The organism is Klebsiella sp. GG_Kp146, assembly GCF_040061975.1.
Taxonomy (GTDB): Bacteria; Pseudomonadota; Gammaproteobacteria; order Enterobacterales; family Enterobacteriaceae; genus Klebsiella; species Klebsiella quasipneumoniae.
This window is the reverse complement of sequence record NZ_JBEAHA010000006.1, coordinates 61,917-88,439: the sequence shown is the minus strand read 5'-3', so window position 1 is coordinate 88,439 and position 26,523 is coordinate 61,917. Positions and strand designations below refer to the sequence as shown.

The following is a 26,523-nucleotide window of genomic DNA, read 5'->3' as shown; positions in this document are numbered from 1 at the left end:
AAAACCATGGAAACACCGGCTATTCCCCAACGCCTTGCCTTCACCGCGGGCGCTCAGCAACTGATCAACTGGGGTATCTCTTTTTATATGCCCGGCACCTTTGCCGGGGCGATGTCGGCAGATACCGGCTGGTCATCCCCACAAATCTACTCAGGCCTGACGCTCGCCATGCTGGTGATGGCCACCCTCTCGCCGTTTGTCGCCCGGCTGCTGTCGCGTGCTGGCGGGCAACGCGTGGTGATGGCAGGCTCCCTGCTGCTCGCCGTCGGTTGTCTGCTTATGGCTGACGCACACTCGCTTGTCGCCTGGTACAGCGCCTGGCTGTTGACCGGCATCGGCATGCGTTTGTCGCTGTATGACGCGCTGTTTGCCGCGCTGGTTAATCTCTACGGCAAGCAGGCGCGACGGACGATCTCCCGCATAACCCTGACGGGTGGGCTGGCCTCGGTGGTGTTCTGGCCGCTGGGGGAGGCTCTGCTCGCGGCCATGAGCTGGCGGGAAGCACTGCTGATCTATGCCCTGTTCGGCTTGCTAAGCGCCGCGTTAACCCTGTCGCTACCCAATAAAACAGGCTTTATCGTCAATAAACCCGCCGCCCCTGCCGCGGTACGGGATCGGCGAAACGGCTGGCTGTACGCCGCGTTTATCGCGCTGATCACCTTTGTCTCTAATGGCACTTCCACCCATCTGCCGGAATTTATCATAAGCGTCGGTCTGCCGGTTGCCGTCGGCATGTTATGGGGCGTTGGACAGACTGGTGCACGGTTTCTGGAGGTGGTGGCCGGGGCGGGGCTCACCCCGCTTCGCCTGACGCTGCTTACCGCGCTGGCTATGCCGGTGTGCTTTATGCTCGGCCTGAGTAGCTCGCTTTTTCTCTGGTCAGCCGCCGGTTTTGTGCTGGGCTACGGGGCGATTAACGGGCTGGTGACCATCGTCAAAGCCACGCTGCCGCTGCAGTTGTTTGCCCCTGAAGCGTACGCCAGACGCACCGGGGTGCTGCTGATCCCGGCCCAGCTGATGGCGGCGGCCTCCCCGCTGGCCTATGCGTGGCTGAACCGGGCTTTAGGGACGATCGGGGCGATGTGGCTGTCGTGGGGGTTAACGCTGCTGATTGCCGTACTGGCGGTAGCTATCGTCAAGGGGCAGGCATCGCACCAGGCTGAGGGTATCCCTGCCCTTAGCGACTAGAGCACAAAGCCGCCGTCGATGGTCAGGCTTGTACCCGTCATGTAGCCGGACGATTCACCGGCAAGCCAGGCCGCCAGCGAGGCGATTTCGTCCGGTTCGCCCATACGCTGCAAGGGAATGCGCCCGACGATCTGCTCCGCCATTCCGGCAGTCATATCGGTGGCGATGGGCCCCGGCTGGATGTTGTTAATCGTGATGCGCCGTGGCGCCAGATCCAGCGCAAGGTTCTGCACCATTGAGGCGACAGCCGCTTTACTCATGGCATACACGCTACTGCCCACATGGCCGGTACGCACCGCGGTATTACTGCCGATGGTGATCACACGCCCCCCTTCCGCCATCGGCTTAACCGCCGCCTGAATGGCAAGGAAGACACCACGCACGTTGACGGCCAGGGTGGTATCCAGATCGTCCAGCGAATAGGCCTCAAGGGTACCGAGACGCAGCACGCCCGCATTTACCACCGCGACATCCAGCCTGCCGTAGTGCCGTAATGTCTTATCCACCGCGGCCTGGATAGCCCTGGGGTCTGCGCTGTCGGCTTCAATGGCTATCGCCTGACCGCCCCGTTGCTCAATCGTTGAGACCAGCGCCTGCGCCCGATCCGGGCGTGATACCCAGGTGATGGCAACCCGATAGCCCTCCTGCGCCAGTCGCGCCGCAATGGCCGCCCCGATACCGCGCGCGCCGCCGAAAATCAACGCTACCTTTTCGTGATTCATGATGGTCATTCTCCTGTTTGCTGTAGCACCCACCCGGGTGCCTCTGCAGACACCATGCCAGCAGATACAGCCCTTCGCATGCGCGGAATGTATCGCACTGTATCCACGCCGCCCTGCTTACGCAGCCATACAAAAAAGCCGCCCACAGCAAACAGACCCGATACATAAAAATGGTTTTATGAGGCTGTCGCCATTGATGACCCGATGAGGAGATACCCCGATGATACGTCCACATTTACTCTTCACGCTGTTCGAGCTGACATCAGGCTGCGCCTGGGCTGCACCGCTTAGCGGACTCAGCGCCGCGGATGTTAACGGCCCCGCCGCCGTTGCACCGCCCGAACAGCCCCAGCCACCGGCAACACTGATTGTGGATCCGCCGCTGGCGGGCCCGCTGAGTAAAGGTGCGGTCTTTATTCAATACCGCGCCGAGAACATGCGTATTGAACCGGTGTTCGGGCCCGAGGCGCTGAAAGTGGCGCCGCGCATCGGCCATATCCACGTCATCGTGGATGACAACCCCTGGCACTGGGCCGACGCCAGCGGCGAGCCGGTTATTCTGGTGGGCCTGCCTGCCGGTCATCACAAGGTGACCCTTATTCTCGCCGATCCAACCCATAAACCTGTTGATCGCAAGACCGTCGAATTCATCGTACCGCCGCATGCTGCGGTTATGCACTGAACGCCACCAGTCACTTATTTTTGAGGATCTTAACCATGAAAGCATTACTGATTGCTGTTCTGACCTTCTCCGCCGCAATGGCGTCTTCCGCTTTCGCTGCCCGGGAAATTAACCAGCCTCAGGGGTTGCAAAAAATTGGCACCGTTTCCGACAGCAGCGGCGCAACGTCGCTGGCGGATCTGGAGGCGAAACTGCAGGCCAAAGCCGTTAAAGCGGGCGCCGGTGCGTTTCGCATTACCTCCGCCGGGGGGAACAACACCCTGTCGGGCACCGCAGATATTTACCGTTGAGGCGTCACCATGAAAAAACAGTCTCTTCATACCTTCGCGGTGGGCCTGCTGCTGGCCGCCGCCAGCGGTACCGCACTGGCGAGTAGCAATAAAACCGTGGTGCTGGTGCACGGCGCTTTTGCCGACGGCAGCAGCTGGAACCAGGTGATCGACAGACTGCAACGCCAGCATACCGAGGTCATTGCCGTTCAGCTGCCGCTCAACTCGCTGAAAGAGGATGTCGCCGCAACCCAGCGCGCCATCGCCCGGGCCCACGGGGATGTGGTGCTGGTAGGCCACTCCTGGGGCGGGACGGTGATCAGCGAGGCGGGTAACGCTGCGCGGGTCAAATCGCTGGTTTACGTGGCGGCGTTTGCCCCGGACTCGGGCCAGTCGACGGCGGATCTGGCGGGGAGCTACCCTGCCCCACCGGGCAGCGCAGGTATTGCTAAAACCGCAGAGGGTTTTCTCTGGTTACCTGAAAAATCGGTACGCCAGGACTTTGCGCCAGATATTAAGGCTGCTGAGCAAAACAGGCTGATCGCCACCCAGGGCCCGATCCGCGCGGAGGCCTTTACCGAAAAGGTCACGCATGCGGCCTGGCATGATAAGCCGAGCTGGTATGTGGTCAGCAAGAATGACCGGATGATCAATCCGGATCTGGAGCGTTCGATGGCGAAGGCGATTGATGCGAAAACCACTGAGGTGGCGGCAAGCCATGTGTCGATGGTGAGCCAACCGGAGGAGATTGCCCGGGTGATTGAGCAAGCGGTGAAATGAGACAGGCAATAAAAAGCCCGCAGGATGCGGGCTTAAATCAAAAACGATTAACGGGCGGGCGTTATTCCCACTCGATCGTCGCCGGTGGCTTACCGCTGATGTCATACACCACGCGGGAAATACCGTTCACTTCATTGATGATGCGGTTGGAGACGCGGCCGAGGAAATCATACGGCAGGTGCGCCCAGTGCGCGGTCATGAAATCGATGGTTTCCACCGCACGCAGGGAAACAACCCAGTCGTACTTACGGCCATCGCCCATCACGCCGACGGAGCGAACCGGCAGGAACACGGTGAACGCCTGGCTCACTTTGTTGTACAGATCGGCTTTGTGCAGCTCTTCGATGAAGATAGCGTCGGCGCGACGCAGCAGGTCGCAGTACTCTTTCTTCACTTCGCCCAGCACGCGCACGCCGAGGCCCGGGCCCGGGAACGGGTGACGGTAGAGCATGTCGTACGGCAGGCCCAGTTCCAGGCCGATCTTACGCACTTCATCTTTGAACAGCTCGCGCAGCGGCTCAACCAGCCCCATCTTCATCTCTTTCGGCAGGCCGCCCACGTTGTGGTGAGATTTGATGACGTGCGCTTTACCGGTAGCGGAAGCGGCAGATTCGATAACGTCAGGGTAGATGGTGCCCTGCGCCAGCCACTTCACGTCTTCCAGCTTCAGCGCTTCTTCGTCGAACACTTCCACAAAGACGCGACCGATGATCTTACGTTTCGCTTCCGGATCGCTTTCACCCGCCAGGGCGTCGAGGAAGCGCTGCTCGCCTTCGACGTGAACAATGTTCAGGCCGAAGTGGTCGCCGAACATCTCCATCACCTGCTGGGCTTCGTTCAGACGCAGGAGACCGTTGTCCACGAATACGCAGGTCAGGTTTTTACCGATAGCGCGGTGCAGCAGCATCGCGGTTACGGAGGAGTCCACGCCACCGGACAGGCCGAGGATCACTTTGTCATCGCCAACCTGCTGGCGGATACGCTCAACGGCGTCGTCGATGATTTTCGCCGGGGTCCACAGGGCTTCGCACTGGCAGATGTCGCGCACGAAGCGCTCCAGCATACGCATCCCCTGACGGGTATGGGTCACTTCCGGGTGGAACTGCACGCCGTAGAAGCGTTTTTCTTCGTTGGCCATAATGGCGAACGGGCAGTTGTCGGTGCTGGCGACGGTGACGAAGTCAGACGGGATGGCGGTGACTTTGTCGCCGTGGCTCATCCACACGTCCAGCAACGGTTTGCCGTCCGCGGTCAGAGAGTCTTCGATACCGCGCACCAGCGCGCTGTCGTTAACCACTTCAACCTGCGCGTAGCCAAACTCACGCTCGTTAGAGCCTTCTACATGGCCGCCCAACTGCATCGCCATGGTCTGCATACCGTAGCAGACGCCAAATACCGGCACGCCGGCTTCGAACACATACTGCGGCGCGCGCGGGCTGTTCTCTTCGGTGGTGCTTTCCGGGCCGCCGGAAAGAATGATGCCGCTTGGATTAAATTCGCGGATCTGTGCTTCCGTGACATCCCATGCCCACAGCTCACAGTAGACGCCCAGCTCACGCACGCGACGCGCCACCAGCTGAGTATACTGTGACCCGAAGTCGAGAATGAGAATGCGATGTTTATGAATGTTTTCCGTCATTGACGCTAATTCCGAGGCAAGTGAAACAGAGTAAATAAATCGCCCGACGCAAGGTCGGGCGAAGAAATCAGGAGCCCAGACGGTAGTTCGGGGACTCTTTGGTGATGGTCACGTCGTGAACGTGGCTTTCCTGAATGCCCGCACCGCTGATGCGTACGAATTCAGCTTTGGTACGCAGCAGGTCAATGGTACCACAGCCGGTCAGACCCATACAGGAGCGCAGGCCGCCCATCTGCTGGTGAATGATCTCTTTCAGGCGGCCTTTATAGGCCACGCGGCCTTCGATACCTTCCGGCACCAGTTTGTCAGCGGCGTTATCGCTCTGGAAGTAGCGGTCAGAGGAGCCTTTCGACATCGCGCCGAGGGAGCCCATCCCGCGATAGGATTTGTAAGAGCGGCCCTGGTAGAGTTCGATTTCGCCCGGGGATTCTTCGGTACCGGCCAGCATGGAGCCGACCATCACTGCCGCCGCACCGGCCGCGATCGCTTTAGCGATGTCGCCGGAGAAACGGATACCGCCGTCGGCGATAACCGGAATACCGGTGCCTTCCAGCGCTTCCACCGCGTCGGAAACCGCGGTGATCTGCGGCACACCTACGCCGGTCACGATACGGGTCGTACAGATGGAGCCCGGGCCGATGCCCACTTTCACCGCGCTGCAACCGGCTTCCGCCAGCGCGCGCGCGCCTGCGCCAGTGGCGACGTTGCCGCCGATGATTTGCAGGTCCGGGTATTTCGCGCGCGTTTCACGAATACGTTGCAGAACGCCTTCGGAGTGGCCGTGAGAGGAGTCGATCAGCAGGACGTCAACGCCCGCAGCCACCAGCGCGTCAACGCGCTCTTCGTTGCCCGCGCCGGCGCCGACCGCAGCGCCTACGCGCAGACGGCCCTGCTCATCTTTACAGGCATTCGGTTTACGTTCCGCTTTCTGGAAGTCTTTTACGGTGATCATCCCGCGCAGGTGGAAGCTCTCATCCACAACCAGCGCCTTCTCAACGCGTTTTTCGTGCATCTTCGCAAAGACCACTTCACGGCTTTCGCCTTCACGAACGGTAACCAGACGCTCTTTCGGGGTCATGTAGACGCTGACCGGCTGGTTCAGATCGGTGACGAAACGCACGTCGCGGCCAGTGATGATGCCGACCAGCTCGTTCTCTTCGGTAACCACCGGGTAGCCGGCGAAGCCGTTACGCTCGGTCAGCTCTTTCACTTCACGCAGGGTGGTGGTCGGCAGAACGGTCTGCGGGTCGGTGACCACGCCGGACTCATGTTTCTTCACGCGGCGAACTTCTTCCGCCTGGCGCTCGATGGACATGTTTTTGTGAATAAAGCCGATGCCGCCTTCCTGTGCCAGGGCAATAGCCAGACGCGCTTCCGTTACGGTATCCATGGCTGCGGAGAGCATAGGAATATTCAGACGAATGGTTTTCGTCAGCTGAGTGCTGAGATCGGCTGTATTCGGCAGAACGGTAGAATGAGCGGGAACGAGGAGGACGTCGTCAAACGTCAGGGCTTCTTTAGCGATACGTAGCATGGGCAATATCTCGACCAGGGTGGATAAATATTGCCGTGGCATTATACAGAGCGTAACCGATTGCATCTACCCTTTTTTGCAAATAATACTTGCCATCCCCTCTGAGCGCGTTACTATCGACTGAATAACCTGCTGATTTAAAGTTTGATCTTGCTCACATGTTACCCTCTCAATCCCCCGCAATTTTTACCGTTAGCCGCCTCAATCAGACGGTGCGTCTGCTGCTTGAGCGCGAAATGGGCCAGGTCTGGATCAGCGGCGAGATCTCTAACTTCAGCCAGCCTTCTTCCGGCCACTGGTACTTCACCTTAAAAGACGATAACGCCCAGGTGCGCTGCGCGATGTTCCGCAACAGCAACCGTCGGGTCACGTTTCGCCCGCAGCATGGGCAGCAGGTGCTGGTTCGCGCCAACATCACCCTGTATGAGCCGCGCGGCGACTACCAGATTATCGTCGAAAGCATGCAGCCCGCCGGCGAAGGGTTGCTGCAGCAGAAGTATGAGCAGCTGAAAGCGCAGTTAACCGCGGAAGGGCTGTTCGATCAAAAACATAAGCAGGCGCTCCCCTCCCCCGCCCGCTGCGTCGGGGTCATCACCTCGAAAACCGGCGCCGCGCTGCACGATATTCTTCATGTCCTCAGACGCCGCGACCCCGGGCTGCCGGTGATCGTCTACCCGACCGCGGTCCAGGGTGACGATGCCCCCGGGCAGATTGTGCGCGCCATCGCGCTGGCGAACGCGCGTCAGGAGTGTGACGTGCTGATTGTCGGACGCGGCGGCGGTTCGCTGGAGGATCTGTGGAGTTTTAACGATGAGCGGGTGGCGCGCGCTATCTTCGCCAGCCAGATCCCTATCGTCAGCGCCGTCGGCCATGAAACCGACGTCACTATCGCTGATTTTGTTGCCGACCTGCGAGCGCCGACCCCTTCTGCCGCCGCGGAGATCGTCAGCCGTAATCAGCAGGAGCTGCTGCGCCAGCTGCAGGCCGGGCAGCAGCGGCTGGAGATGGCGATGGACTATTTCCTCGCCAGTCGCCAGCGCCGTTTTACCCAGTTGTTCCATCGTCTGCAGCAGCAGCACCCGCAGCTGCGGCTGGCCCGCCAGCAGACCGCACTGGAACGCCTGCGCCAGCGGATGCGCATCGCCATGGAATCGCAGCTTAAACGCGCCGAGCAGCGGCAAAAGCGCACTGTTCAGCGCCTGAATCACTATAACCCGCAGCCGCGTATCCACCGGACGCAATCGCGCGTCCAGCAGCTGGAATACCGGCTGGCGGAAACGATGCGTAGCCGCCTCAGCGAGCGGCGTGAACGGTTTGGTCACGCGGTGACCCATCTGGAGGCGGTGAGTCCCTTAGCCACCCTGGCGCGCGGCTATAGCGTCACTTCGGTGAGCGACGGCACGGTGTTGAAGCAGACAAAACAGGTCAAAACCGGCGATCTGCTCACCACCCGCCTGAAAGACGGCTGGGTCGAAAGTGAAGTGAGGCAGATTGCGCCGGTGAAAAAAACGCGGGCCAGAAAGCCATCGCCGCCTAAACCAGCGGAATAAACTCCACCCGTTTTTTCGAGATCAGGCCGTGCCCGTGCTGGCAAAAGTAATCCACCGCGCCGCACGCCTTCAGCACCTCCAGCGGCTGGTGGCATTCCGGGCAGCGCGCCTCAAGGGCAAATACCCTTTCGCACTGAGCGCAATGCGCGCTGCTGCCTTTGACATCTAACGGCGCGTGGCACAGAGGGCAATCAAGTTCCATAACCATTCCTTTCAACGTTTATCTGCACCTATTTTATCATGTTCCGGGTTTAATGAGGGCCGCGTAATTGCTGCTGCAACCTGAGCAACCATTCCACTTCCTCAAGCCGACGCCGCGTCAGCCCGGCCACGCTTTCGGGCGCCCGGGTAAACACATTCTCCGCGCCAAGGATCTGCTCATCGAGACAGTGCGCATAGATCGCTCCGGGCCGGGTCCAGCGCTGGATCCGCTCGCCGTCCTGTAGCGTCGCCACCTCGCCATCAGGGGCGCGATCGAGGGCAAGCAGTCGCCCGTCCCGCAGCCCTATCCGCATTCCCTTTTGCCCGCCCGCGGGACCGGCATATTTGTTAAGCCAGATATTCAGCGGGATATCGCCCAGGCATCCCTGCAGATGCGCCTCTCCCTCGGCAGTGACCGTATCCCCATGAGCAATATCTCGGCCGAGACGGTCTTTCGCCACCCGAACGGCGAGGTCCAGCGTCACATCGCCTCCGCAGCCGAGCAGCGTTTCCCGCAGCATCGCCAGGACATGGGTACCGATATCGAGGATCACGCCGTCAGGATGACGCAGCCGCCGGGTATCCAGTTCGCCGGTGGCGAAGTTAAGCGCGACCGGTTCTCCGGCAGCGTTAAAGCCGCTTGGCTCCTGCAAATAGCCTTCTATCCAGGCGATATCCTGCGCTGAAAGGTGCGGCGGCGGCAGGCCTCTGGCCCCCTCTTCCGCCTGCCACGGCGGAGCAAGAGCGTTCAGGGCTAACCCACGCGCCATCCAGTGGTCGAGGGCCAGCACCCGACCGGCCTCCCCCGCCGGCGCCAGCAGCGCCCGCAGCCGCGCGGCCTGCTCAAGGTTGGCCACTATCGGTTTCTCCACCACGATGCGGGGAATGGCGCTGGCTAACGCCCTCTCCAGCACGGGCAGGTGCTGGAGGGACGACGTGGTGATGAAGAGCGTATCCAGGGGTTTGGCCAGCAACGCCGACAGCGAACTGCAGCGCTGGATCCCCGGCAGCGCTCTGCTGCTGTCCAGGTCATAGCCCTGGCAGCTGTCAATACGGTATCCGAGGCGATGCAGCGCGGGTAAATAGGCGGTTTCCACCACCGCGCCGAGGCCGATAAATCCAATTTGCATGTTTAGTTCACCCCTGAGCCGCTCTGTTCCCGGCGAAGTATCGCGGGATTATGGCGGATGGTTTTGACATTTACCGGCATGTCGGCCACAAAAAAACCCGCCGAAGCGGGTTTAATGATTATTTGCTTTTCTTGATGTGCTTGATCAGGCGCTTACGTTTCCGCATCTGGTTCGGCGTCAGGGTGTTGCGCTTGTTGGCGAACGGGTTTTCCCCTTCCTTGAACTGGATACGGATTGGCGTACCCATCACGTCCAGGGATTTACGGAAATAGTTCATCAGATAGCGCTTGTAGGAATCCGGCAGATCCTTCACCTGGTTACCGTGGATCACCACGATAGGCGGGTTGTAGCCCCCGGCGTGGGCATATTTCAGCTTCACGCGACGGCCGCGAACCAGCGGTGGCTGATGATCTTCCGCCGCCATGTTCATGATCCGGGTGAGCATCGCGGTGCTTACGCGGCGGGTTGCGCTATCGTAGGCTTCACGTACCGATTCAAACAGGTTGCCGACGCCGCTGCCGTGCAGGGCGGAGATGAAGTGCACCCGGGCAAAGTCGATAAAGCCCAGACGATAGTCGAGGGTCTCTTTCACCTGCTCCTTCACTTCCTGGCTCAGGCCGTCCCATTTGTTGACGACGATCACCAGGGAGCGGCCGCTGTTGAGGATAAAGCCCAGCAGCGACAGATCCTGATCGGAGATGCCTTCGCGGGCATCAATCACCAGCAGCACGACGTTGGCGTCTTCAATCGCCTGCAGCGTCTTGATGACCGAGAATTTCTCCACCACGTCAGTAATTTTGCCGCGCTTGCGCACCCCGGCGGTATCGATGAGCACGTATTCGCGCTCGTCACGCTGCATCGGGATGTAAATGCTGTCGCGGGTGGTGCCCGGCATATCGTAGACCACCACGCGATCTTCGCCGAGGATGCGGTTGGTGAGCGTCGATTTACCGACGTTAGGACGTCCGACAATCGCCAGCTTGATCGGCAGATCCTGCGGATTGAAATCGTCTTCCGGCTCTTCTTCCGCTTCACCATTCTGCTCAGCTTCGAATTTTGCCCAGTATTCGGCGTCTTCATCCACTTCTTCCTGAGGATTAACCTCATCGACCCATGGCAGCAGGGCCTGCTCAAGCAGGCTGGTCACGCCGCGGCCGTGCGAAGCGGCAATAGGATAGATATCGCCCAGGCCGAGCGACCAGAAGTCCGCCATCGCCTGGTCGACGTCGATGCCGTCGGTTTTGTTAGCCACCAGGAAGGTGGGCTTTTCACGAGAGCGCAGGTGTTTAGCGATCGCGATGTCCGCCGGCATCAGGCCCGCGCGCGCATCGACCATAAACAGCACCACATCGGCCTCTTCGATTGCCAGCAGCGACTGCTCCGCCATCCGGGTTTCCACGCCCTCTTCCGTACCATCAATACCACCGGTATCGATACAGATGAATTCGCGGCCTTCGACTTCGGCCCGACCGTACTTACGGTCACGAGTCAGCCCCGGGAAATCCGCAACCAGCGCATCACGAGTGCGCGTCAGGCGGTTAAAGAGCGTGGATTTTCCAACGTTAGGGCGCCCGACAAGCGCGACCACAGGTATCATGTTAAATGCCTCATACAATCACTAAGCAACATCGTCATAACGACGTTTTTAAAAAAGTCAAAACGGCCCCTGTCTGCCAGGGGCCGTTTCTTAATCACTCACGACAGCGGTAATTAACGCGTAATCGCGTACAGCGTACCGTCTTTCGCCTGGATCAGCAGTCGACCATCGGCCACAACCGGGTCGGTCAGGAAACCGGAGCTGTCCACTTTCTGCTGCGCCACAAAATGGCCATCTTCCGGGTTCACCCAGTGCATATAGCCTTCGCTATCGCCGACCACCAGATTGCCATTATACAACACCGGCGCGGTCAGCAAACGGTGCAGCAGATCGCTTTGTGTCCACAGGGTCACGCCGCCATCGGTAGTCAGCGCCAGCAGGCGGTCATTCTGGTCAACCAGATAGATACGGTTGCCATCGACGATGAAATCATTCACCGAACCCAGCTCGCGTTTCCACATAATCTGGCCGCTGCGCAGATCCAGCGCGGTCAGGTTACCGTTGTAAGCCAGCGCATAGACAACGCCGTTGACGATAATCGGCGTGGTGTCGACGTCGCTCAGACGGTCGATTTCCGTCGGCCCGGTGGCCGTGGAAATACGCTGCTGCCAAATCATCTGCCCCTGCTGCATCAATACCGCGCTGACGCGGCCATTGTCGCCGCCCACGATCGCCGCGCCGTAGGCGGTGGCCGGAGCGGATTCGCCGCGCAGGGAGAGCGCAGGCATATCCAGGTTAACCGTCCACTTCACGGCGCCATCGGTCTCATTCAGCGCCTGCAGCTGGCCGTTACTGGTGTGGACCAGCACCATGCCATCGCTCACCACCGGGCGCGACAGCGCTTCGCCGGCGACGCGGGTTTGCCAGGCCACGGTACCATCGCTGGTATTCAGCGCATACAGCTGCGCTTTCTCACTGCCGATATAAACATGGCCGCCCGAGACGGTCACACCGCCGGAAAGCAGCGCCGGGGTGCGCGAGAACCAGCCATCTTTCTCCGCCAGATTCACCGACCACACCTCTTTGCCGTCGTCAGCGCTCAGCGCTTTGACGGTGCCTTTACGGTCAGCGGCATAGACCACGCCGTCGGCGAAGGCCGGATGAAGGTTAGAGTAAAATTCGCCGATACCATCGCCAACCGAGGTGCTCCAGGACGTGGACGGCGTAAACTGGTTTTCTACCGTCGGCAGCGGTGACATTTTCACCACATCTTCTTCGCTATTAAACAGCGAACACCCGCTCAGCAAGGTAACGGAAAGCAGCCCTGGCAAAAGTAATTTACGCAATTGCATCGAGTCCCTCTCAGATGGACAAATTATTCATTTTCATACGCATCATTTCGCTGAGCGCAGGAGAAGCATCGCTTTTCACGCCAGCTTCCCACGCCGCACGGGCCCCTTGCTTATCGCCTTTGCTCAACAGAATTTCGCCGCGCAAATCAGCCACAATCGCGGTCCAACCTTCGCCTTTAATGCTGTCGAGGGTTTTCAGCGCCGCATCAGCCTGCTTCATCTGCAGCTGAACGCGGGCAAGACGCATACTGATAACCGATTTCAGGTTATCATCAGACGCGGCCGCCAGCCCCTGCTGAAGCTGCTTTTCGGCGTTCGGCAGATCGTTCTGTTCAACAAAATGCTGTGCCAGCTCGAGAGAGGCGAAGGCGCCGTAGGTATTTTTATTGTCAGCCGCGAACTTCTCCGCCCCTGACAGCACGTCTGGCGTATTTGATTTCAGCGCGGAAGTCGCCTTTTCGTAAGCCAGCGACGCGTCTCTGGCGGTATCCTGCTGATGGGAGGTCCAGTAGCGCCAGCCAACCAGCGCGCCAATCCCTAAAATCACCCCGACCGCCAGCGCTTTGCCGTTTTCGGCAAAGAAGCGCTTCAGCGCATCGACCTGATCGTTCTCGTTGTTAAAAGTTTCCACGCAGTCCTTCTCCTGACTAATAATTCCCGGGAGATTAACCCAGAAGTGTGCGCAAATGCGCGGCAACGCTCTCCTGCGTTACGGTAGTTTGCTCACCTGAGCGTAAATCCTTCACTACCACGTTTCCGTCAGCGATCTCTGACTCACCCACCACCAGGGCGATACGTGCGCCCCATTTATCGGCACGGGCGAACTGCTTCTTAAAGTTGCCGCCGCCGTGGTTGGTCATCAGTTTCACGCCGGGCAGCGCATCGCGAACCTGCTCAGCCAGACGCATGGCGGCGGACTGAGTATCGGTCCCGGAGGCTACCAGGTATATATCGACAACAGGATCGGCTTTAAATTCCGGATTCACTGCCTGGACCAGTAAAACAAGACGTTCCAGACCCATGGCGAAGCCCACGCCCGGGGTGGCACGACCGCCAAGCTGCTCAACCAGGCCGTCGTAACGGCCGCCGGCGCAGACGGTGCCCTGAGAACCGAGACTGGTGGTCACCCACTCAAACACGGTGCGGTTATAGTAGTCGAGGCCGCGCACCAGGCGCTGGTTGACGGTATAGCGGATCCCGGCATCGTCAAGCAACGCGCACAGGCCGGCAAAGTGGGCTTTCGACTCTTCGTCGAGATAATCGCCGAGCGCCGGCGCGTCGTTCAGCAGCGCCTGCACGTCCGGGTTTTTGGAGTCCAGCACCCGCAGCGGATTGGTATACATCCGGCGTTTGCTGTCTTCATCAAGCTTATCGGTAAACTGCTCGAGATAAGCCACCAGCGCGTCGCGGTAGTTGGCGCGGGCTTCCAGAGAACCGATGGAGTTCAGCTCAAGGCTGACATGATCGGAGATGCCCAGCTCACGCCACCAGCGCGCGGTCAGCATGATCAGCTCCGCATCGATGTCCGGCCCCTGCAGGCCGAAAACTTCGGCGCCGATCTGATGGAACTGGCGGTAACGGCCTTTCTGCGGACGCTCGTGGCGGAACATCGGCCCGACGTACCACAGGCGCTGTTCTTGATTGTACAGCAGACCATGTTCGATGCCGGCTCGTACGCAGCCCGCCGTCCCTTCCGGACGCAGCGTCAGGCTGTCGCCGTTGCGGTCCTCAAAGGTGTACATCTCTTTTTCAACCACGTCGGTCACTTCGCCGATCGCGCGTTTGAATAACGGGGTCTGCTCTACAATCGGCAAACGGATTTCGCTGTAACCGTAGCTACCGAGCACCTGCTTCAGTGAGCCTTCAATGCGCTGCCAGAGAGCGGTTTCGCCCGGCAGATAATCGTTCATGCCACGGATGGCTTGAATGTTCTTTGCCACGTTTATTCTCTTTATATATACAAAAATGAACCCCGGCGCCTCGCGCCCGCAGGTTCAATCATACACGGGAAGCGTATCGCTTCCCAACACGTTATTTTGCTTCAAGCTGTTGAACGTCAATCCGACGGGCTTCATCGAGCATCGAGGCTTTGGCGCGGATCCGCGCTTCCAGCTGGTCGATCATGTCGTTGTTGTCCAGGCGATCTTTACGCACGCCGTCTTCATACAGGCCGCTTTTCTTGTTGCCGCCGGTCACGCCGAGGGTGGAAACCAGCGCTTCGCCCGGGCCGTTCACCACGCAGCCGATGATCGAAACATCCATCGGAGTGATGATATCTTCCAGACGTTGCTCCAGGGCGTTCACCGTCCCGATAACGTCAAACTCCTGACGCGAACAGGTCGGGCAGGCGATGAAATTAATACCGCGGGAACGAATACGCAGCGATTTGAGGATATCGAAGCCGACCTTGATCTCCTCCACCGGATCCGCCGCCAGCGAGACGCGCAGCGTATCGCCGATCCCTTCGGACAACAGCAGCCCAAGACCGATCGCCGATTTCACCGCGCCGCTGCGCGCGCCGCCCGCTTCGGTGATCCCGAGGTGCAGCGGTTGATCGATCTGTTTCGCCAGCAGGCGATAAGACTCTACCGCCAGGAAGACGTCGGAGGCTTTAACGCTGACTTTAAACTGATCGAAATTGAGGCGATCGAGATGATCGACGTGGCGCATGGCGGATTCGAGCAGCGCCTGCGGCGTCGGCTCGCCATATTTTTCCTGCAGATCTTTTTCCAGCGAGCCGGCGTTAACGCCGATGCGGATCGGGATATTTTTATCGCGCGCGCAATCTACGACCATGCGGATGCGCTCTTCGTTGCCGATGTTGCCCGGGTTGATACGCAGGCAGTCGACGCCGTATTCCGCGACTTTCAGCGCAATACGGTAGTCAAAGTGGATATCGGCGACCAGCGGGACGTTGACCTGCTGTTTGATCAGTTTGAACGCCTCGGCGGCGTCCATCGTCGGAACAGAGACGCGGACAATATCCGCGCCCACGCGCTCTAACGCTTTGATTTGATTTACGGTTGCCGCCACATCAGTGGTGCGCGTATTAGTCATTGACTGAACGGCGATGGGAGCCCCATCGCCAATTGGCACATTACCAACGTAAATACGTTTAGATTTTCTACGTTGAATCGGAGCCTGGTTATGCATGAAAAATCTCCCGCGTTACCCGTCTGTTACTGCGCCGGTGATGATTCGGCATTAAGGGTCAGACGCGCAACCTGGTTAGTTCTGATAAAACGACTTAAATCGACAGGCTTGCCCAGATACTGGATCTCTACCGCAGCCGGGGCGCCAATTTTCAGCTTATACGGCGCCTGACCGCTCAGGTTCAGGTTGCCGCCTTTACGCTGCAGGCCGCTGAACAGTTTTTTGCCGGTGGCATCGCTCACTTCCAGCCAGCAATCGGCGGAAAAGTTCATCACCAGATCCTGCGCCGCCGCCGCCGGGTTCGTCACGTTCGCCTGATCGGTCGGCAATGGCGAGGCCGGGGTAGCCGGCGCCGCGCCTGCGGTATCGACATTGGCCTGGGAAGGCGCGACAACGGCGTTATTGTCCGCCGGCGTCTGGGTCGGGGCGCTGGTGGTCGGGGCGCTGGCGGTATCGGTTGGCGCGCTGTTCGCAGCGCTATCGGCGGTCGGGGCTGCCGGGGCGCTGGTATCCAGCGGCACGCTCTGGCTGCTGGTGTCGCCGCTGTTCAGCTCAGCGGAAGACTGATCGGCCATGGTGGAGATCTCTTCCTGCTGCGCCTTATGGTCTTGCCACCACCAGGCGCCGCTCAGGCCGATAACCACAAACAGCACCAGCCAGGTGAAGCTCATCAGCCAGCCGTCGCGTTTTTTGCGACGTTTACCTAAAGAGAAGCTCTGCATTGGCGCGACTTTCGCCGCGCGGATGGGCGCTTGCTTGGCCATCATCGGCAGCAGCTCGTCTTCCGGGATATGTACGAGGCGAGCATAGGAGCGGATGTACCCGCGCAGGAAGGTGGAAGCGAGGTCGGCAGGCGCCTTATCGTCTTCAATATCACGAACCGTGGACACCTTCAGGCATAAGCGTTCTGCCACCGCTTGCTGGCTAAGTCCGAGTTGTTCGCGGGCGTGACGCAGACGCGCGCCCGTGGTGTTTGCTTCTTGATGATCTTGAGTGGCTTCAGTATTCATTCGCTACAACTACTGGTACGTGAAATTTAAAGTTCAGCGCGGGAAAAAGCCGGCGCCGCGAGACATCTGTGGTACGTCAGCCTCACAGTATAGGACTGTCAGCCGCGCGATCACAGAGACGAATCAAAATTGAATGCTAAGCGGTTGTTGTGCCGCTACATACTGCCTCAAAGTCGACAAAAACGCACCGTAATTATTAACCGAATCAGCGTATTTCGCCTGGCTATTGGTCATAAATATGACCCGTGCCGCCTGCGCTGCACGGGCCATCATTTGTCAGACCGCTTTTACGTCAATCGCTTCGCCCTGCATCCGCTTACGCAGCGTGCGCTTGGTACGGTCGATGACGTCGCCCGCCAGCTGACCGCAGGCGGCATCGATATCGTCGCCGCGCGTTTTACGCACGATGGTCGTAAAGCCGTACTCCATCAGGACTTTGGAGAAACGGTCGATGCGGCTGTTGGAGCTGCGGCCATACGGCGCGCCCGGGAACGGGTTCCATGGGATCAGGTTGATCTTGCACGGCGTATCTTTCAGCAGCGCCGCCAGTTCGTGGGCGTGCTCGGTGCCGTCGTTGACATGATCCAGCATCACGTACTCGATGGTCACCCGGCCCTGGTTGGCGTTGGACTTCGAAATATAGCCGCGCACCGAGTTGAGGAAGGTCTCGATGTTGTACTTTTTGTTGATCGGGACGATTTCGTCACGAATGGTGTCGTTCGGCGCGTGCAGGGAGATGGCCAGCGCGACGTCGATCATATCGCCGAGTTTATCCAGCGCCGGCACCACGCCGGACGTCGACAGGGTGACGCGACGTTTGGAGAGGCCAAAGCCGAAATCGTCGAGCATGATTTCCATTGCCGGAACGACATTGTTGAGGTTCAGCAGCGGCTCGCCCATGCCCATCATCACCACGTTGGTGATCGGACGTACGCCGGTGGTCTTCACCGCGCCGACGATTTTCGCCGCGCGCCAGACCTGGCCGATAATTTCGGAAACCCGCAGGTTGCGGTTAAAGCCCTGCTGGGCGGTGGAGCAGAATTTACACTCCAGCGCGCAGCCTACCTGGGAGGAGACGCACAGGGTGGCGCGGTCTTCTTCCGGGATATAGACGGTCTCGACGCGCTGATCGCCAACGGCAATCGCCCATTTGATGGTCCCGTCGGTTGAGCGTTGCTCTTCAACCACTTCCGGGGCGCGGATCTCCGCCACTTCTTTCAGTTTACTGCGCAGGACTTTGTTGATGTCAGTCATCTCATCAAAGTCGTCGCAGCAGTAGTGATACATCCATTTCATCACCTGATCGGCGCGGAAAGGCTTCTCGCCCATGTTTTTGAAAAACTCGCGCATCTGCTGACGGTTTAAATCCAGCAGGTTGATTTTGGCATCTTTGTTCGGCACCGTCAGAGCGGCGGTATCAGGCGTGACAATTTGTTCAGACATAATGTTTTCCGGCCTCGTTATTACACGTTATGGCCCCAGGTGGGTTGAAAAAGAAACGCCCCGGAGAGCGACAGCTCGTCCAGGGGCGCTATATTCTACAAATTCTGGCGCATGGAAGCCATGCCTGCACGTAGTCAATGATAAAAAAATCGTAACCGTGTGCTTAATCCTCTATGGCTTTTCGATTGTCGCAAGACGGCAAGCAAGTGAATCCCCGGGAGCATAGATAACTATGTGACCGGGGTGAACGCGCGTGGCCAACGCCGCGACGGTCGAAAAGACGAGGTTCGTATCTCCAAAGTATTTCAGGTCACAGCGAGGCGGCGAGTTCGCTAATCCCCGGGAGCATAGATAACTATGTGACCGGGGTGCGCGAAGGAAGCCAACAATGCTGTGGCGTGAAAGACGCAGGAGATTAGCGAGTGCGCGGGCAAACCTCGCCTTCAGCAAAGAAGAACGCGATTTCGCGTGCAGCGGATTCTACAGAGTCGGAACCGTGGGTGCCGTTCTCGGTGAAGCTGTCAGCGTAGTCAGCGCGCAGGGTACCCGCCAGGGCGTTTGCCGGGTTGGTGGCGCCCAGCAGGTCACGGTGACGCTGAACGGCGTTTTCGCCTTCCAGGACGGAAACCACGATCGGGCCGGAGGTCATGAACTCAACCAGACCGTCGAAGAACGGGCGACCTTCGTGCTCAGCATAGAAACCACGAGCCTGCTCTACGGTCAGGTGCAGCATTTTGGTGCCGACGATTTCGAACCCTGCAGCTTCAAAGCGGGAAAAGATGCTGCCAATAACGTTTTTTGCCACCGCGTTTGGTTTGATGATGGAAAAAGTACGTTCAATAGCCATGATTACCTCTAATTAAATGTTCTGTTGTTGCGCATACGATCGTATGGCCTGGCGCGCATTATAATGAGCATCCCCGCCCCTGCCTACGGCTGAAGGTAACATTTTGTTAAAATAAGATGAGTATTGAAAACACAAACCGCCAACAACAAATTTACCCTGGTTATTGCAGGGTAAAACGCGCGGCCGCCGTTTGTCCTGCCTCATCCATCACCACCAGCTGCCACTCGCCGGGCTTATCCAGAGTTAGCGTGGTTCTCGCGCCGGCGGCATCTATCGGCTGGCCGTTGATAAACCACCAGCGCCGCCCTTCACCACCGCTGGTTTGCAGGGGCAACATCACCCGCGCCTCCCCCGGCAGACGTTTAATCACCGCCCCCTCGCGGACCCCGGAGAGCACCAGCGGCGCGGCATCCTGAGTTTGCAACGGTGGGCATGCCTTCGATACCGGCCCCAGACGCGCGGAGCGACGTTCCCCCGGCGGTAGCCAGGGATCCAGCGGCAGCGGCCAGACCTCCACCACACTTTCGCGCGCCCCGGGACAATCCGCCGCCACCCGTTCGCCGTGTTCATTGCGCCACACCGGGAAGCGGATCCCGCGCACGCCCTCCTGCCCCGGCAGCAGCAGGGTCGGCGGCTGGCTATCTTCCAGCAGCCAGCTGGCCAGGCGACGACGGCAGTTGCTGTCGCCCGCCGGCAGCGCCTGGCCGCCGGGCCAGCAGAGCGTCCCGCGGCTAACCGTTGCCGGTCGCGGATCGATCGGCAGGCCGCCGCGGCTCATCGCCGGGCGGGCGAGCAGCAGATTATTGACCTGATTGAGCAACGGCACCGCGCTGGCGAAGCCAAACTGCCCCACCACCGGCGTACCGTCCGGACGCCCGGTCCAGATGCCAATCAGATAACGCGCATTGAGGCCCACCGCCCACGCATCGCGGTACCCGTAGCTGGTGCCGGTCTTCCAGGCCAGCGGCACCGCTTGCGGGAGTGAGGCATCGGGAACCGGCTGCGCTTCGCCGGCCAGGATGCGCCGGACGATCCACGCCGCCCCCGGGGATATCAGCGCCCTTTCCACCAGCGGGTCTCCGGGCGTCATGCGCAGCCGCGCCGCCTTCCCGTGGCGGGCAAAGGCGCTGTACGCCGCGACGATATCTTCCAGTCTCGCTCCGGCGCCGCCGAGGATCAACGACAGATTCGGCTCGGCGCCGGCGGGCAGCATCAGGGGCAACCCGGCATTGCGCAAATTCGCCGCGAAACGTTTGGGCCCGTAGGCTTCGAGCACCTGGACCGCCGGCAGATTCAGGGAGCGCACCAGCGCGTCGCTGGCGCTCACCGGGCCGTGAAAGCCGCTGTCAAAGTTACCGGGGCGATAATCGCTAAAGCGCCGCGGCACATCCTGCAATAACGACGCCGGATGGATCAGCCCTTCATCCATCGCCAGCGCATAAATAAAGGGTTTCAGCACCGACCCAGGCGAACGGACCGCCGACGCCATATCAATGTGGCCAAAGCGACTGTCGTCCGTAATATCCGCCGACCCCACCCAGCCGCGGACTTTCATATCCGTGTGGTCGACGACAACCATCGCCAGCGAACTGCGCGGCGGCAGGCGCGACTTCCAGTTCAGCGCCAGATCCTCGAGCTGCCGCTGCAGTCCGGCATCGAGGGTCGTCACCACTTTTTCCTCACGACTGGTCGCCAGCGCCCGGCGGGCGAAGAGCGGCGCCAGCTGCGGCATCTGCCGCGGAAACAGCCACACCGGCTCCTCCATCGCCTCCTTTACCGCCAGTCTCGGCCAGACGCCCTGGCTGACCATGCGCGCAAGGACTTTATCCCGCGCCGCCTGGGCCCGCTGCGGCCAGCGGTCCGGACGTAAACGGCTGGGCGCCTGGGGCAGCACCGCCAGCAGCGCCGCCTCGCCGTAGCTGAGCTGCGCGGGCGGCTTGCCGAGATAAGCCCAACTGGCCGCGCCGATCCCCTGCAGGGTGCCGCCAAAGGGCGCACGGTTCAGATACAGGGTCAGGATTTCGCTCTTTGACAGATGCCACTCCAGCTGCAGCGCCCGCCACAGCTGGCGCAGCTTGCCGCCGAAAGTGCGGGGGTGGGGATCGAGCAGGCGCGCCACCTGCATGGTGAGGGTACTGCCGCCGGAAATGACCCGCCCGGAGGTGAGATCCTGCCAGGCGGCGCGCACTACAGCGAAGGGATTGACCCCCGGATGGCGCCAGAACCAGCGGTCCTCATACTGAATAAGCGCCTGCAGATAGCGCGGCGACACGTCGGCGAGAGTCACCGGATAACGCCAGACGCCCTGCGCGTCGGCAAACCGCCACAGGGGGGTCCCGTCCTCCGCCACGACCACCCGGGCAGGCGTGACGTCATGCAGCGGCAGCGGCCACAGGCGATCGGCGGTCAGAACCGCCAGCCACAGCAGAAAAATAAACGCCGCCAGCCAGCGCCAGCGGCGTTTTACCCGATGCACTACGCGCATTTACGGCGTCACGGTGAGCGGACCGCTGGCGGTCCCGGTCGCCCGCCACTGCGGCACATACATCGATTCCACCTGCGGCTGCGGGACCTGGTAGGTGCCCGGCGTGACCGCCCGCGCCAGGTAGACCAGCGTCACCGGCTGACCTTCATTGACCGCGACAGCGGCGACGAAGCGGTCGTCGCGGAACTCGATATGCTGAATATCGGCCTGCTGCATCTGGTTAAGAAGGTTTTGCACCGCTTCGCCATTCTCCTGCAGGCTGGCGCTGCTGTTGGCCAGATTCTGGTTTTCCAGCTCGAGTCCCGCCGGCAGCAGGTCAACCACCAGCGCGTCAGGCACGTTGCGTCTGGCGGTCACCTCCAGCTTGACCAGCACCAGTTCGCCGCTGCGCAGCGACGACAGCGACTTCTGCCGCCCCTGGGTATCGAAAACGGCGCGTTCAATCCCCAGGACGTTGCCGCCCGGCTGCGGCGCGCTTTGCGGATAGCCGCTGCTGTCCAGACGCAGCCACAGCGGTTGACTGCCGGTATTGCTCACCTGCAACGTCGCCAGCCGATCGCCGTCGAGGTTACGGGTTTGCGCTTTATCGCCAGCCAGCGGCTCGGCCTGCAGCGAGGTTTGCGCCTGCCAGTTGCCCGGCAGGTCGGCCAGCGTGCGCCCGGCAAGGAACAGAGCGTTGGTTTCCTGGGTCGACAGCCAGCGCTGGCCGTAGGCCTCTTCCGACAGCGTGCTCAACAGCGTGTTTTGCGCCTCCGGCAGCAGCTTGTTCTCTTCCAGCAGCGCCAGCTTCAGCGCGTCATCGCGAAGCGGGCTACCGTAATCGCCCAGCCAGCGATTCTCACCCTGGCGCGGCGTGGCAACCGCCAGCTTCATGGCCTCATCGCCGCGCGGCGCATCGCCCATGGTTTTCAGCGCAATGCCGAGCTGCAGCAGCGGCAGGCCGGATCGCGCCTGGTCGTGACGGCTCCAGATTTCACGCAATGCGCCGAGCGGGGCTTTTTGCTGACGCGCCAGCACCAGTGCGGCGTATGCCTGAGCGGCAAAGCGGCTGGCCTGGGCGTCGTCGCTGTAGCGCACGGTCATCAGCCCCGGCTCCTGAAGATAGCGCAGCAGGCGTTCGTTACCTTTATTAATGGCGTTGACCGGTACGCTATAGCCCTGCTCGCCCGCGCGAACAAGGAAATCCATGGCGTAAGCGGTCAGCCAGTACTCTTCCGGCCCCTCTTTATCCCATAGCGCAAAGCCGCCGTTTTCCAGTTGCATCTGCAGCAGGCGCGAGATCCCGACATCGATTGCCGCGCGACGTTTTTCGTCGCTGTCCCCGCTGATGCCCAGCGCTTTTAGCTGCGCCGCGCTGGTATACAGGGACGGGAACAGGCCGCTGGCGGTCTGCTCAAGGCAGCCGTAAGGATAGGCTTTCAGGTCGCGGATATAGCGCGCGAGATTCAGCGGCGGCTTGCCGCTGAGCAGCAGCTGGCCCTGCAGCGTCTGCGGGGCGAAACCTGCCGATTGCGCCGCCGGCGCCTGCCAGCTTTCGCCGGGCTGCAACACGGCGCCGCTGTTGACGGTTTGCGCCGGGAACGCCGGACGAACGCCGATTTTCCACTGCTTCTGCAGCGGGGCGAAGGTTTCCCCCGGCAGGCTCAGGCCGCTGATAGTGGCGCTCACCTGGCCATCGCCAAAGCCCGGCAGCGCGCTCACCGGCACAAACAGCGTGCTGCGCGCCCCCGGCGCCAGCTGCACCGACGGCAGTTGACCCTCGGTCAAGGTCACCAGTCCGCTGGCGGCAAGATGTACCTGCAGAGTTTGCGGTTTATCGGTCAGGTTGCTGAGATCCAGCGCCAGACGAGTGGTGTCACCGCTGGCGAGGAAGCGCGGGGTATTCAGCTCGGCGATGACCGGGGCGGCCACCACCACTTTATCTTCGCTGCTGCCGAAGTCATCCGCCGTCCAGGCCTGAGCCATCACCCGCAGCTCGCCGTTAAAATCACCGATCGGCAGCGTCACCGTCCCTTCGCCCCGATCGTTCAGCACCACCGGCTGCGCCTGCTGGGCGATGATGGTCACATGGTTAACCGGCGGTTTACCGCCACGTTTTAACTCGTCGCCATCGCCGCCGAAGCGCAGACTGGCCACACGCCCCTGCCCTTCAATCACCTGGCCGTAAATATCATAAATATCCGCCCCATAACGTTTCTGGCCGAAGAAGGCGTTCCACGGATCCGGGGTGGCGTAATCGGTAATATTCAGCACCCCGCTATCGACAGCAGAGAGCAGAACGTTAACCTGCTTCGGCGCCTCTCCCTCTTTGACGCTGGCTTTCACTTTCACCGTCAGCGGCTGGTTGGGGCGCATTTTATCCGGGGCCTCCAGCGCCAGCGTCAGGCGACGGTTTTCATCGCCCAGCGGCAGATGCAGCAGGCCCACCGCGCGTTTCGGCGTCGCCGAGCGGGATTTATCGCCGGGGCGAACCACCAGCGTGCTGAGGTAGAGGTCGTGGCGATTCCAGGCGTTATCCACCGGGATCGACAGGTCCATCCCCTCGGCGGGTACGTCAATCTCCTGCCACCACAGCGGCCCTTCGCTGGATTCCACCATCGCGTAGCCTTTACCCGCCGCCGGGGCGGCGATGTGCAGCCTGATGGTGTCGCCCGGCTTATAGCTCGGTTTATCCAGCTTCATGGTGACCCGGTCCGGGCGCGCTGCGCCGGTGCCTTCGCTGTTATCCTGCCAGCTGTAGCCCGCCCAGAAGCGCACGCTGCTGACGACATCGTCCGGTCCTTTCACCTCCAGGCGATAGGAGCCCCACTCTACCGGAAAGCTCACTTTACCGATCTGGCCGGCCTGCAGATCCAGCGACTCCTCGCCCTCCTGCAGATCTTTTTGATCGAACTGCGACTGCCAGCCTTCGCTATCGGACCAGTTCCAGTAATAATCCCGGCGCTCGCGGATCAGCCGTACCTGCAGGCCGGAAACGGCTTTTTTCTCGCCTTTGGCGTCGGCATAGACGATATCGAACGCGGCGTTGCTGTTTTCATCCACCACCGGCTGCTTCACCGTGGTGTCGGTGCGGTAGTCGTAAACGTCCTTCAGGGTAAATTGCGGGCGGATCCCCGGCAGCGCCTCGGCAGGCCAGATCGGCTGCTTAACCGTACGGGTGACCGGACGCCCACCGGACTCCAGCAGGCTCGCCTGCAACACCACCTGCAGCGGCGAATGGCTATCCTGCCACTGGCTGGAGGTGGTCACTTCGCCATGGCCTTTTTCATCCAGCGTCAGCTGGACTTCATCAAGGCTGCGGGAGAGATTTTCTTCTGCGATATCGCCGAACTCAAAGCCCGGCAGCGCGGCGACGGCGTCGCGAAGCGGGCGCAGGAACAGTTTGCCCTGCAGCGTGTTGCCGCTGGCCGGCGCGCCGTAGAGATAAGCGCCGCTGACATCAAAGGCGACATCGGCATTCGGCGCGACAGGCGCCGCCTGCGGCGTCAGCTTCAGCGCCATGCGTTCCGGCATAAAGTCTTCGACGTGGAAATCCCACTCGCGGGGCTGGTTGTCGCCGGTGCTGGCGCGAATGTGCCACATGCCGGTGGCCGCGCCGCTGTCGAGCGGATAAGTAAACTGGTACAGGCCGTTAACCGGTTTGCTCATCACCGAGCGGATCACCTGGCCATCCGGCTGGACCACCTCCAGCTTCACCGGCTGTTCCGCCAGCGGCTTGCCGTCGCTATCGCGCAGCAGCGCATTGAGGATCACCGTTTCGCCCGGACGATAGAGATCCCGTGGGCCAAACATAAAGAACTGTTTGCTGAAGCCAGGCGCGCCGGCAATGGAGAACTCCGCCAGATCCAGCGCCGGCAGTTTGAGGTCGAGCAGCGTGGTCTGTCCCTCTTTGCGCGCCAGCAGCAGCGCGGCTTCTTTATCGGTTTGCAGGGTGACGTGGCCCTGGCTATCGCTTTTCGCCTGCGCCAGGGTCTGCCCTTTGGCGTTGAGCAGCTGGACATCAATACCAGACTGGGCGGCGCCGTTTTCCAGGCTCTGGGTAAAGACGTCCAGCCGGTTGTGGTAGCGATGCGCCGACACGCCGATGTCGCTAAGGGTAAACAGCGTCGCCGCGTTGCTGTAGCTATAATGACCCGCCGGGTTCATGACCGCCACGTAGACGCCTGGCTGCTGGAGCGGCTTGATGTCGCTCAGCGGCAGCAGCAGCTTTTCGCGGGTATTGCGCGCCGGATTGAGGTCAAAGCGGCCGCTGTATACCAGATCGGCCATCTTCAGCAGCTCGTCGGATTCCCAGTTGCTTAATGAATTGCGGTATTCCCACTGGCTGACGAAGGCCGAGAGCGATTCCGGCTTAATGCGGAAGAAGTTCACGTCGACGTTATCGACGTTCAGCGCCATCACCGGCAGCCCGGCGATCACGTTGCCCGGCAGCAGCGAGCCGCGGCTGGCAAATCCGACGCTTGGCGCGATATCGCGGGTAGTCAGGGTCTTCTCGAACGGTTTATCGAGCGTCGCCTTGTTCAGGGCGGTCAGCGTCGGGTCGACCGAGACAATCAGCTCGCGCTTTGGCTCAAGATGACGCAGACGCAGCTCTTTCAGGTTCGGCGCCAGCTCCCACGCGCCATCTACCTTACCGCTCTTCTTATCCACCAGGTGCACGCTGCGGGAGAAATCCTGGTCCGGCTGCAGCGGTACGGAAAAGGTCAGCACCAGGGTCGCGGCGCCATCCAGCTGCACCTCCGAAGCGTCGAGCAGCGTCAGCGCTTTGCCCTGGCTTTTTTCCGCCAGCGCCGCCAGCTGGGCGCTGTCCGGTTTTGCCGCCGCGCCAGGGCCGCTATCGGCGGCCGGCGTCGGGGCTGTAGCCTGCGGTGTACCGCTGTCATCACACCCGGTTAATGAAAATGCGGTAAGGAGCGCCAGTGACAGCGCCGCTAAACGAAATGGTTTCATCCTTCTAACCCCTCGGCCGGTGGGCCTGATGCAAATTATCACTTTTTATTA

The 26,523-nt window shown here is 60.7% G+C and carries 20 protein-coding genes; 5 read left to right on the top strand and 15 right to left on the bottom strand.

The window, feature by feature from the left end; all coding sequences use genetic code 11:
• Positions 1–6 precede the first annotated feature (6 nt).
• On the top strand, positions 7–1,188 hold the full coding sequence (locus ABLU95_RS08470; RefSeq protein WP_135719568.1) for an MFS transporter: 1,182 nt from the start codon (positions 7–9) through the stop codon (positions 1,186–1,188).
• On the opposite strand, the gene ABLU95_RS08465 is transcribed toward ABLU95_RS08470, so the two are convergent.
• The gene (locus tag ABLU95_RS08465) at positions 1,185–1,910 is read right to left on the bottom strand and encodes an SDR family oxidoreductase (RefSeq protein WP_080901573.1); all 726 of its coding nucleotides are present in this window, start codon (positions 1,908–1,910) and stop codon (positions 1,185–1,187) included. The genes ABLU95_RS08470 and ABLU95_RS08465 overlap by 4 nt on opposite strands.
• A 220-nt stretch (positions 1,911–2,130) precedes the next feature.
• Between ABLU95_RS08465 and ABLU95_RS08460 the strand changes: the two genes are divergently transcribed.
• Genes ABLU95_RS08460 through ABLU95_RS08450 form a run of 3 tightly spaced genes read left to right on the top strand, consistent with a single transcriptional unit; the run spans position 2,131 to position 3,641 of the window.
• On the top strand, positions 2,131–2,592 hold the full coding sequence (locus tag ABLU95_RS08460) for a DUF6130 family protein (protein WP_348879237.1): 462 nt from the start codon (positions 2,131–2,133) through the stop codon (positions 2,590–2,592).
• Between the two features lie 35 nt (positions 2,593–2,627).
• Entirely contained in the window at positions 2,628–2,882 is a 255-nt protein-coding gene (locus ABLU95_RS08455) for a YdgH/BhsA/McbA-like domain containing protein (RefSeq protein ID WP_044524334.1), read from the top strand.
• A gap of 9 nt (positions 2,883–2,891) precedes the next feature.
• Positions 2,892–3,641 carry an alpha/beta hydrolase gene (locus ABLU95_RS08450; RefSeq protein ID WP_032453711.1) on the top strand — a complete coding sequence of 250 codons (750 nt, stop codon included), beginning with the start codon at positions 2,892–2,894 and terminating at the stop codon, positions 3,639–3,641.
• Between the two features lie 61 nt (positions 3,642–3,702).
• Here ABLU95_RS08450 and guaA read toward each other — a convergent pair whose 3' ends face one another.
• Both guaA and guaB read right to left on the bottom strand, forming a co-directional pair.
• A complete protein-coding gene (gene guaA / locus ABLU95_RS08445; protein WP_017900438.1) occupies positions 3,703–5,280 on the bottom strand; it encodes a glutamine-hydrolyzing GMP synthase in 1,578 nt (525 codons plus the stop codon).
• 67 nt (positions 5,281–5,347) lie between these two features.
• Entirely contained in the window at positions 5,348–6,814 is a 1,467-nt protein-coding gene (guaB, locus tag ABLU95_RS08440) for an IMP dehydrogenase (protein WP_004151980.1), read from the bottom strand.
• A gap of 158 nt (positions 6,815–6,972) precedes the next feature.
• Here guaB and xseA point away from each other — a divergent pair, with 158 nt between their 5' ends.
• Positions 6,973–8,364 (top strand): exodeoxyribonuclease VII large subunit, encoded by a 1,392-nt coding sequence (xseA, locus tag ABLU95_RS08435; protein ID WP_080901529.1) that lies wholly within the window; start codon positions 6,973–6,975, stop codon positions 8,362–8,364.
• Here the strand turns inward: xseA and ABLU95_RS08430 are convergent.
• The 12 genes from ABLU95_RS08430 to ABLU95_RS08375 form a co-directional block, all read right to left on the bottom strand.
• The gene (locus ABLU95_RS08430) at positions 8,348–8,566 is read right to left on the bottom strand and encodes a zinc ribbon domain-containing protein (RefSeq protein ID WP_004201901.1); all 219 of its coding nucleotides are present in this window, start codon (positions 8,564–8,566) and stop codon (positions 8,348–8,350) included. The genes xseA and ABLU95_RS08430 overlap by 17 nt on opposite strands.
• A gap of 49 nt (positions 8,567–8,615) precedes the next feature.
• Positions 8,616–9,695, bottom strand: coding sequence for a Gfo/Idh/MocA family oxidoreductase (locus ABLU95_RS08425; RefSeq protein ID WP_348879234.1), 1,080 nt, complete (start codon positions 9,693–9,695; stop codon positions 8,616–8,618).
• 118 nt (positions 9,696–9,813) lie between these two features.
• Positions 9,814–11,292: a ribosome biogenesis GTPase Der gene (gene der, locus ABLU95_RS08420; protein ID WP_004144309.1), complete on the bottom strand. Its 1,479-nt coding sequence runs from the start codon at positions 11,290–11,292 to the stop codon at positions 9,814–9,816.
• 113 nt (positions 11,293–11,405) lie between these two features.
• Entirely contained in the window at positions 11,406–12,584 is a 1,179-nt protein-coding gene (gene bamB, locus ABLU95_RS08415) for an outer membrane protein assembly factor BamB (protein ID WP_023290632.1), read from the bottom strand.
• 10 nt (positions 12,585–12,594) lie between these two features.
• Positions 12,595–13,215, bottom strand: coding sequence for a YfgM family protein (locus tag ABLU95_RS08410; RefSeq protein WP_023290633.1), 621 nt, complete (start codon positions 13,213–13,215; stop codon positions 12,595–12,597).
• A 34-nt stretch (positions 13,216–13,249) separates the two neighbouring features.
• Positions 13,250–14,524 carry a histidine--tRNA ligase gene (gene hisS, locus ABLU95_RS08405; protein WP_012540880.1) on the bottom strand — a complete coding sequence of 425 codons (1,275 nt, stop codon included), beginning with the start codon at positions 14,522–14,524 and terminating at the stop codon, positions 13,250–13,252.
• 91 nt (positions 14,525–14,615) lie between these two features.
• Entirely contained in the window at positions 14,616–15,737 is a 1,122-nt protein-coding gene (ispG, locus tag ABLU95_RS08400) for a flavodoxin-dependent (E)-4-hydroxy-3-methylbut-2-enyl-diphosphate synthase (protein WP_004201890.1), read from the bottom strand.
• Between the two features lie 26 nt (positions 15,738–15,763).
• Positions 15,764–16,747, bottom strand: coding sequence for a cytoskeleton protein RodZ (gene rodZ, locus ABLU95_RS08395; RefSeq protein WP_243806657.1), 984 nt, complete (start codon positions 16,745–16,747; stop codon positions 15,764–15,766).
• Positions 16,748–17,023: 276 nt separating this feature from the next.
• Positions 17,024–18,190: a bifunctional tRNA (adenosine(37)-C2)-methyltransferase TrmG/ribosomal RNA large subunit methyltransferase RlmN gene (locus tag ABLU95_RS08390; RefSeq protein WP_002913894.1), complete on the bottom strand. Its 1,167-nt coding sequence runs from the start codon at positions 18,188–18,190 to the stop codon at positions 17,024–17,026.
• Between the two features lie 415 nt (positions 18,191–18,605).
• Entirely contained in the window at positions 18,606–19,037 is a 432-nt protein-coding gene (gene ndk, locus ABLU95_RS08385) for a nucleoside-diphosphate kinase (RefSeq protein ID WP_348879232.1), read from the bottom strand.
• Between the two features lie 160 nt (positions 19,038–19,197).
• A complete protein-coding gene (pbpC, locus tag ABLU95_RS08380) occupies positions 19,198–21,522 on the bottom strand; it encodes a peptidoglycan glycosyltransferase PbpC (protein ID WP_080901526.1) in 2,325 nt (774 codons plus the stop codon).
• Entirely contained in the window at positions 21,523–26,472 is a 4,950-nt protein-coding gene (locus ABLU95_RS08375) for an alpha-2-macroglobulin (protein WP_135719572.1), read from the bottom strand.
• Between the last annotated feature and the right edge of the window lie 51 nt (positions 26,473–26,523).

Bases quoted from the DNA above. Each gene is read 5' to 3' on its own strand.
- guaA (WP_017900438.1), bottom strand. From the start codon at position 5,280: ATGACGGAAAACATTCATAAACATCGCATTCTCATTCTCGACTTCGGG.
- pbpC (WP_080901526.1), bottom strand. From the start codon at position 21,522: ATGCGCGTAGTGCATCGGGTAAAACGCCGCTGGCGCTGGCTGGCGGCG.
- ABLU95_RS08455 (WP_044524334.1), top strand. From the start codon at position 2,628: ATGAAAGCATTACTGATTGCTGTTCTGACCTTCTCCGCCGCAATGGCG.
- ABLU95_RS08375 (WP_135719572.1), bottom strand. From the start codon at position 26,472: ATGAAACCATTTCGTTTAGCGGCGCTGTCACTGGCGCTCCTTACCGCA.
- ABLU95_RS08390 (WP_002913894.1), bottom strand. From the start codon at position 18,190: ATGTCTGAACAAATTGTCACGCCTGATACCGCCGCTCTGACGGTGCCG.
- guaB (WP_004151980.1), bottom strand. From the start codon at position 6,814: ATGCTACGTATCGCTAAAGAAGCCCTGACGTTTGACGACGTCCTCCTC.
- ABLU95_RS08430 (WP_004201901.1), bottom strand. From the start codon at position 8,566: ATGGAACTTGATTGCCCTCTGTGCCACGCGCCGTTAGATGTCAAAGGC.
- ABLU95_RS08465 (WP_080901573.1), bottom strand. From the start codon at position 1,910: ATGAATCACGAAAAGGTAGCGTTGATTTTCGGCGGCGCGCGCGGTATC.
- bamB (WP_023290632.1), bottom strand. From the start codon at position 12,584: ATGCAATTGCGTAAATTACTTTTGCCAGGGCTGCTTTCCGTTACCTTG.
- ispG (WP_004201890.1), bottom strand. From the start codon at position 15,737: ATGCATAACCAGGCTCCGATTCAACGTAGAAAATCTAAACGTATTTAC.
- der (WP_004144309.1), bottom strand. From the start codon at position 11,292: ATGATACCTGTGGTCGCGCTTGTCGGGCGCCCTAACGTTGGAAAATCC.
- rodZ (WP_243806657.1), bottom strand. From the start codon at position 16,747: ATGAATACTGAAGCCACTCAAGATCATCAAGAAGCAAACACCACGGGC.
- xseA (WP_080901529.1), top strand. From the start codon at position 6,973: ATGTTACCCTCTCAATCCCCCGCAATTTTTACCGTTAGCCGCCTCAAT.
- ABLU95_RS08460 (WP_348879237.1), top strand. From the start codon at position 2,131: ATGATACGTCCACATTTACTCTTCACGCTGTTCGAGCTGACATCAGGC.
- ABLU95_RS08470 (WP_135719568.1), top strand. From the start codon at position 7: ATGGAAACACCGGCTATTCCCCAACGCCTTGCCTTCACCGCGGGCGCT.
- ABLU95_RS08450 (WP_032453711.1), top strand. From the start codon at position 2,892: ATGAAAAAACAGTCTCTTCATACCTTCGCGGTGGGCCTGCTGCTGGCC.
- ndk (WP_348879232.1), bottom strand. From the start codon at position 19,037: ATGGCTATTGAACGTACTTTTTCCATCATCAAACCAAACGCGGTGGCA.
- ABLU95_RS08425 (WP_348879234.1), bottom strand. From the start codon at position 9,695: ATGCAAATTGGATTTATCGGCCTCGGCGCGGTGGTGGAAACCGCCTAT.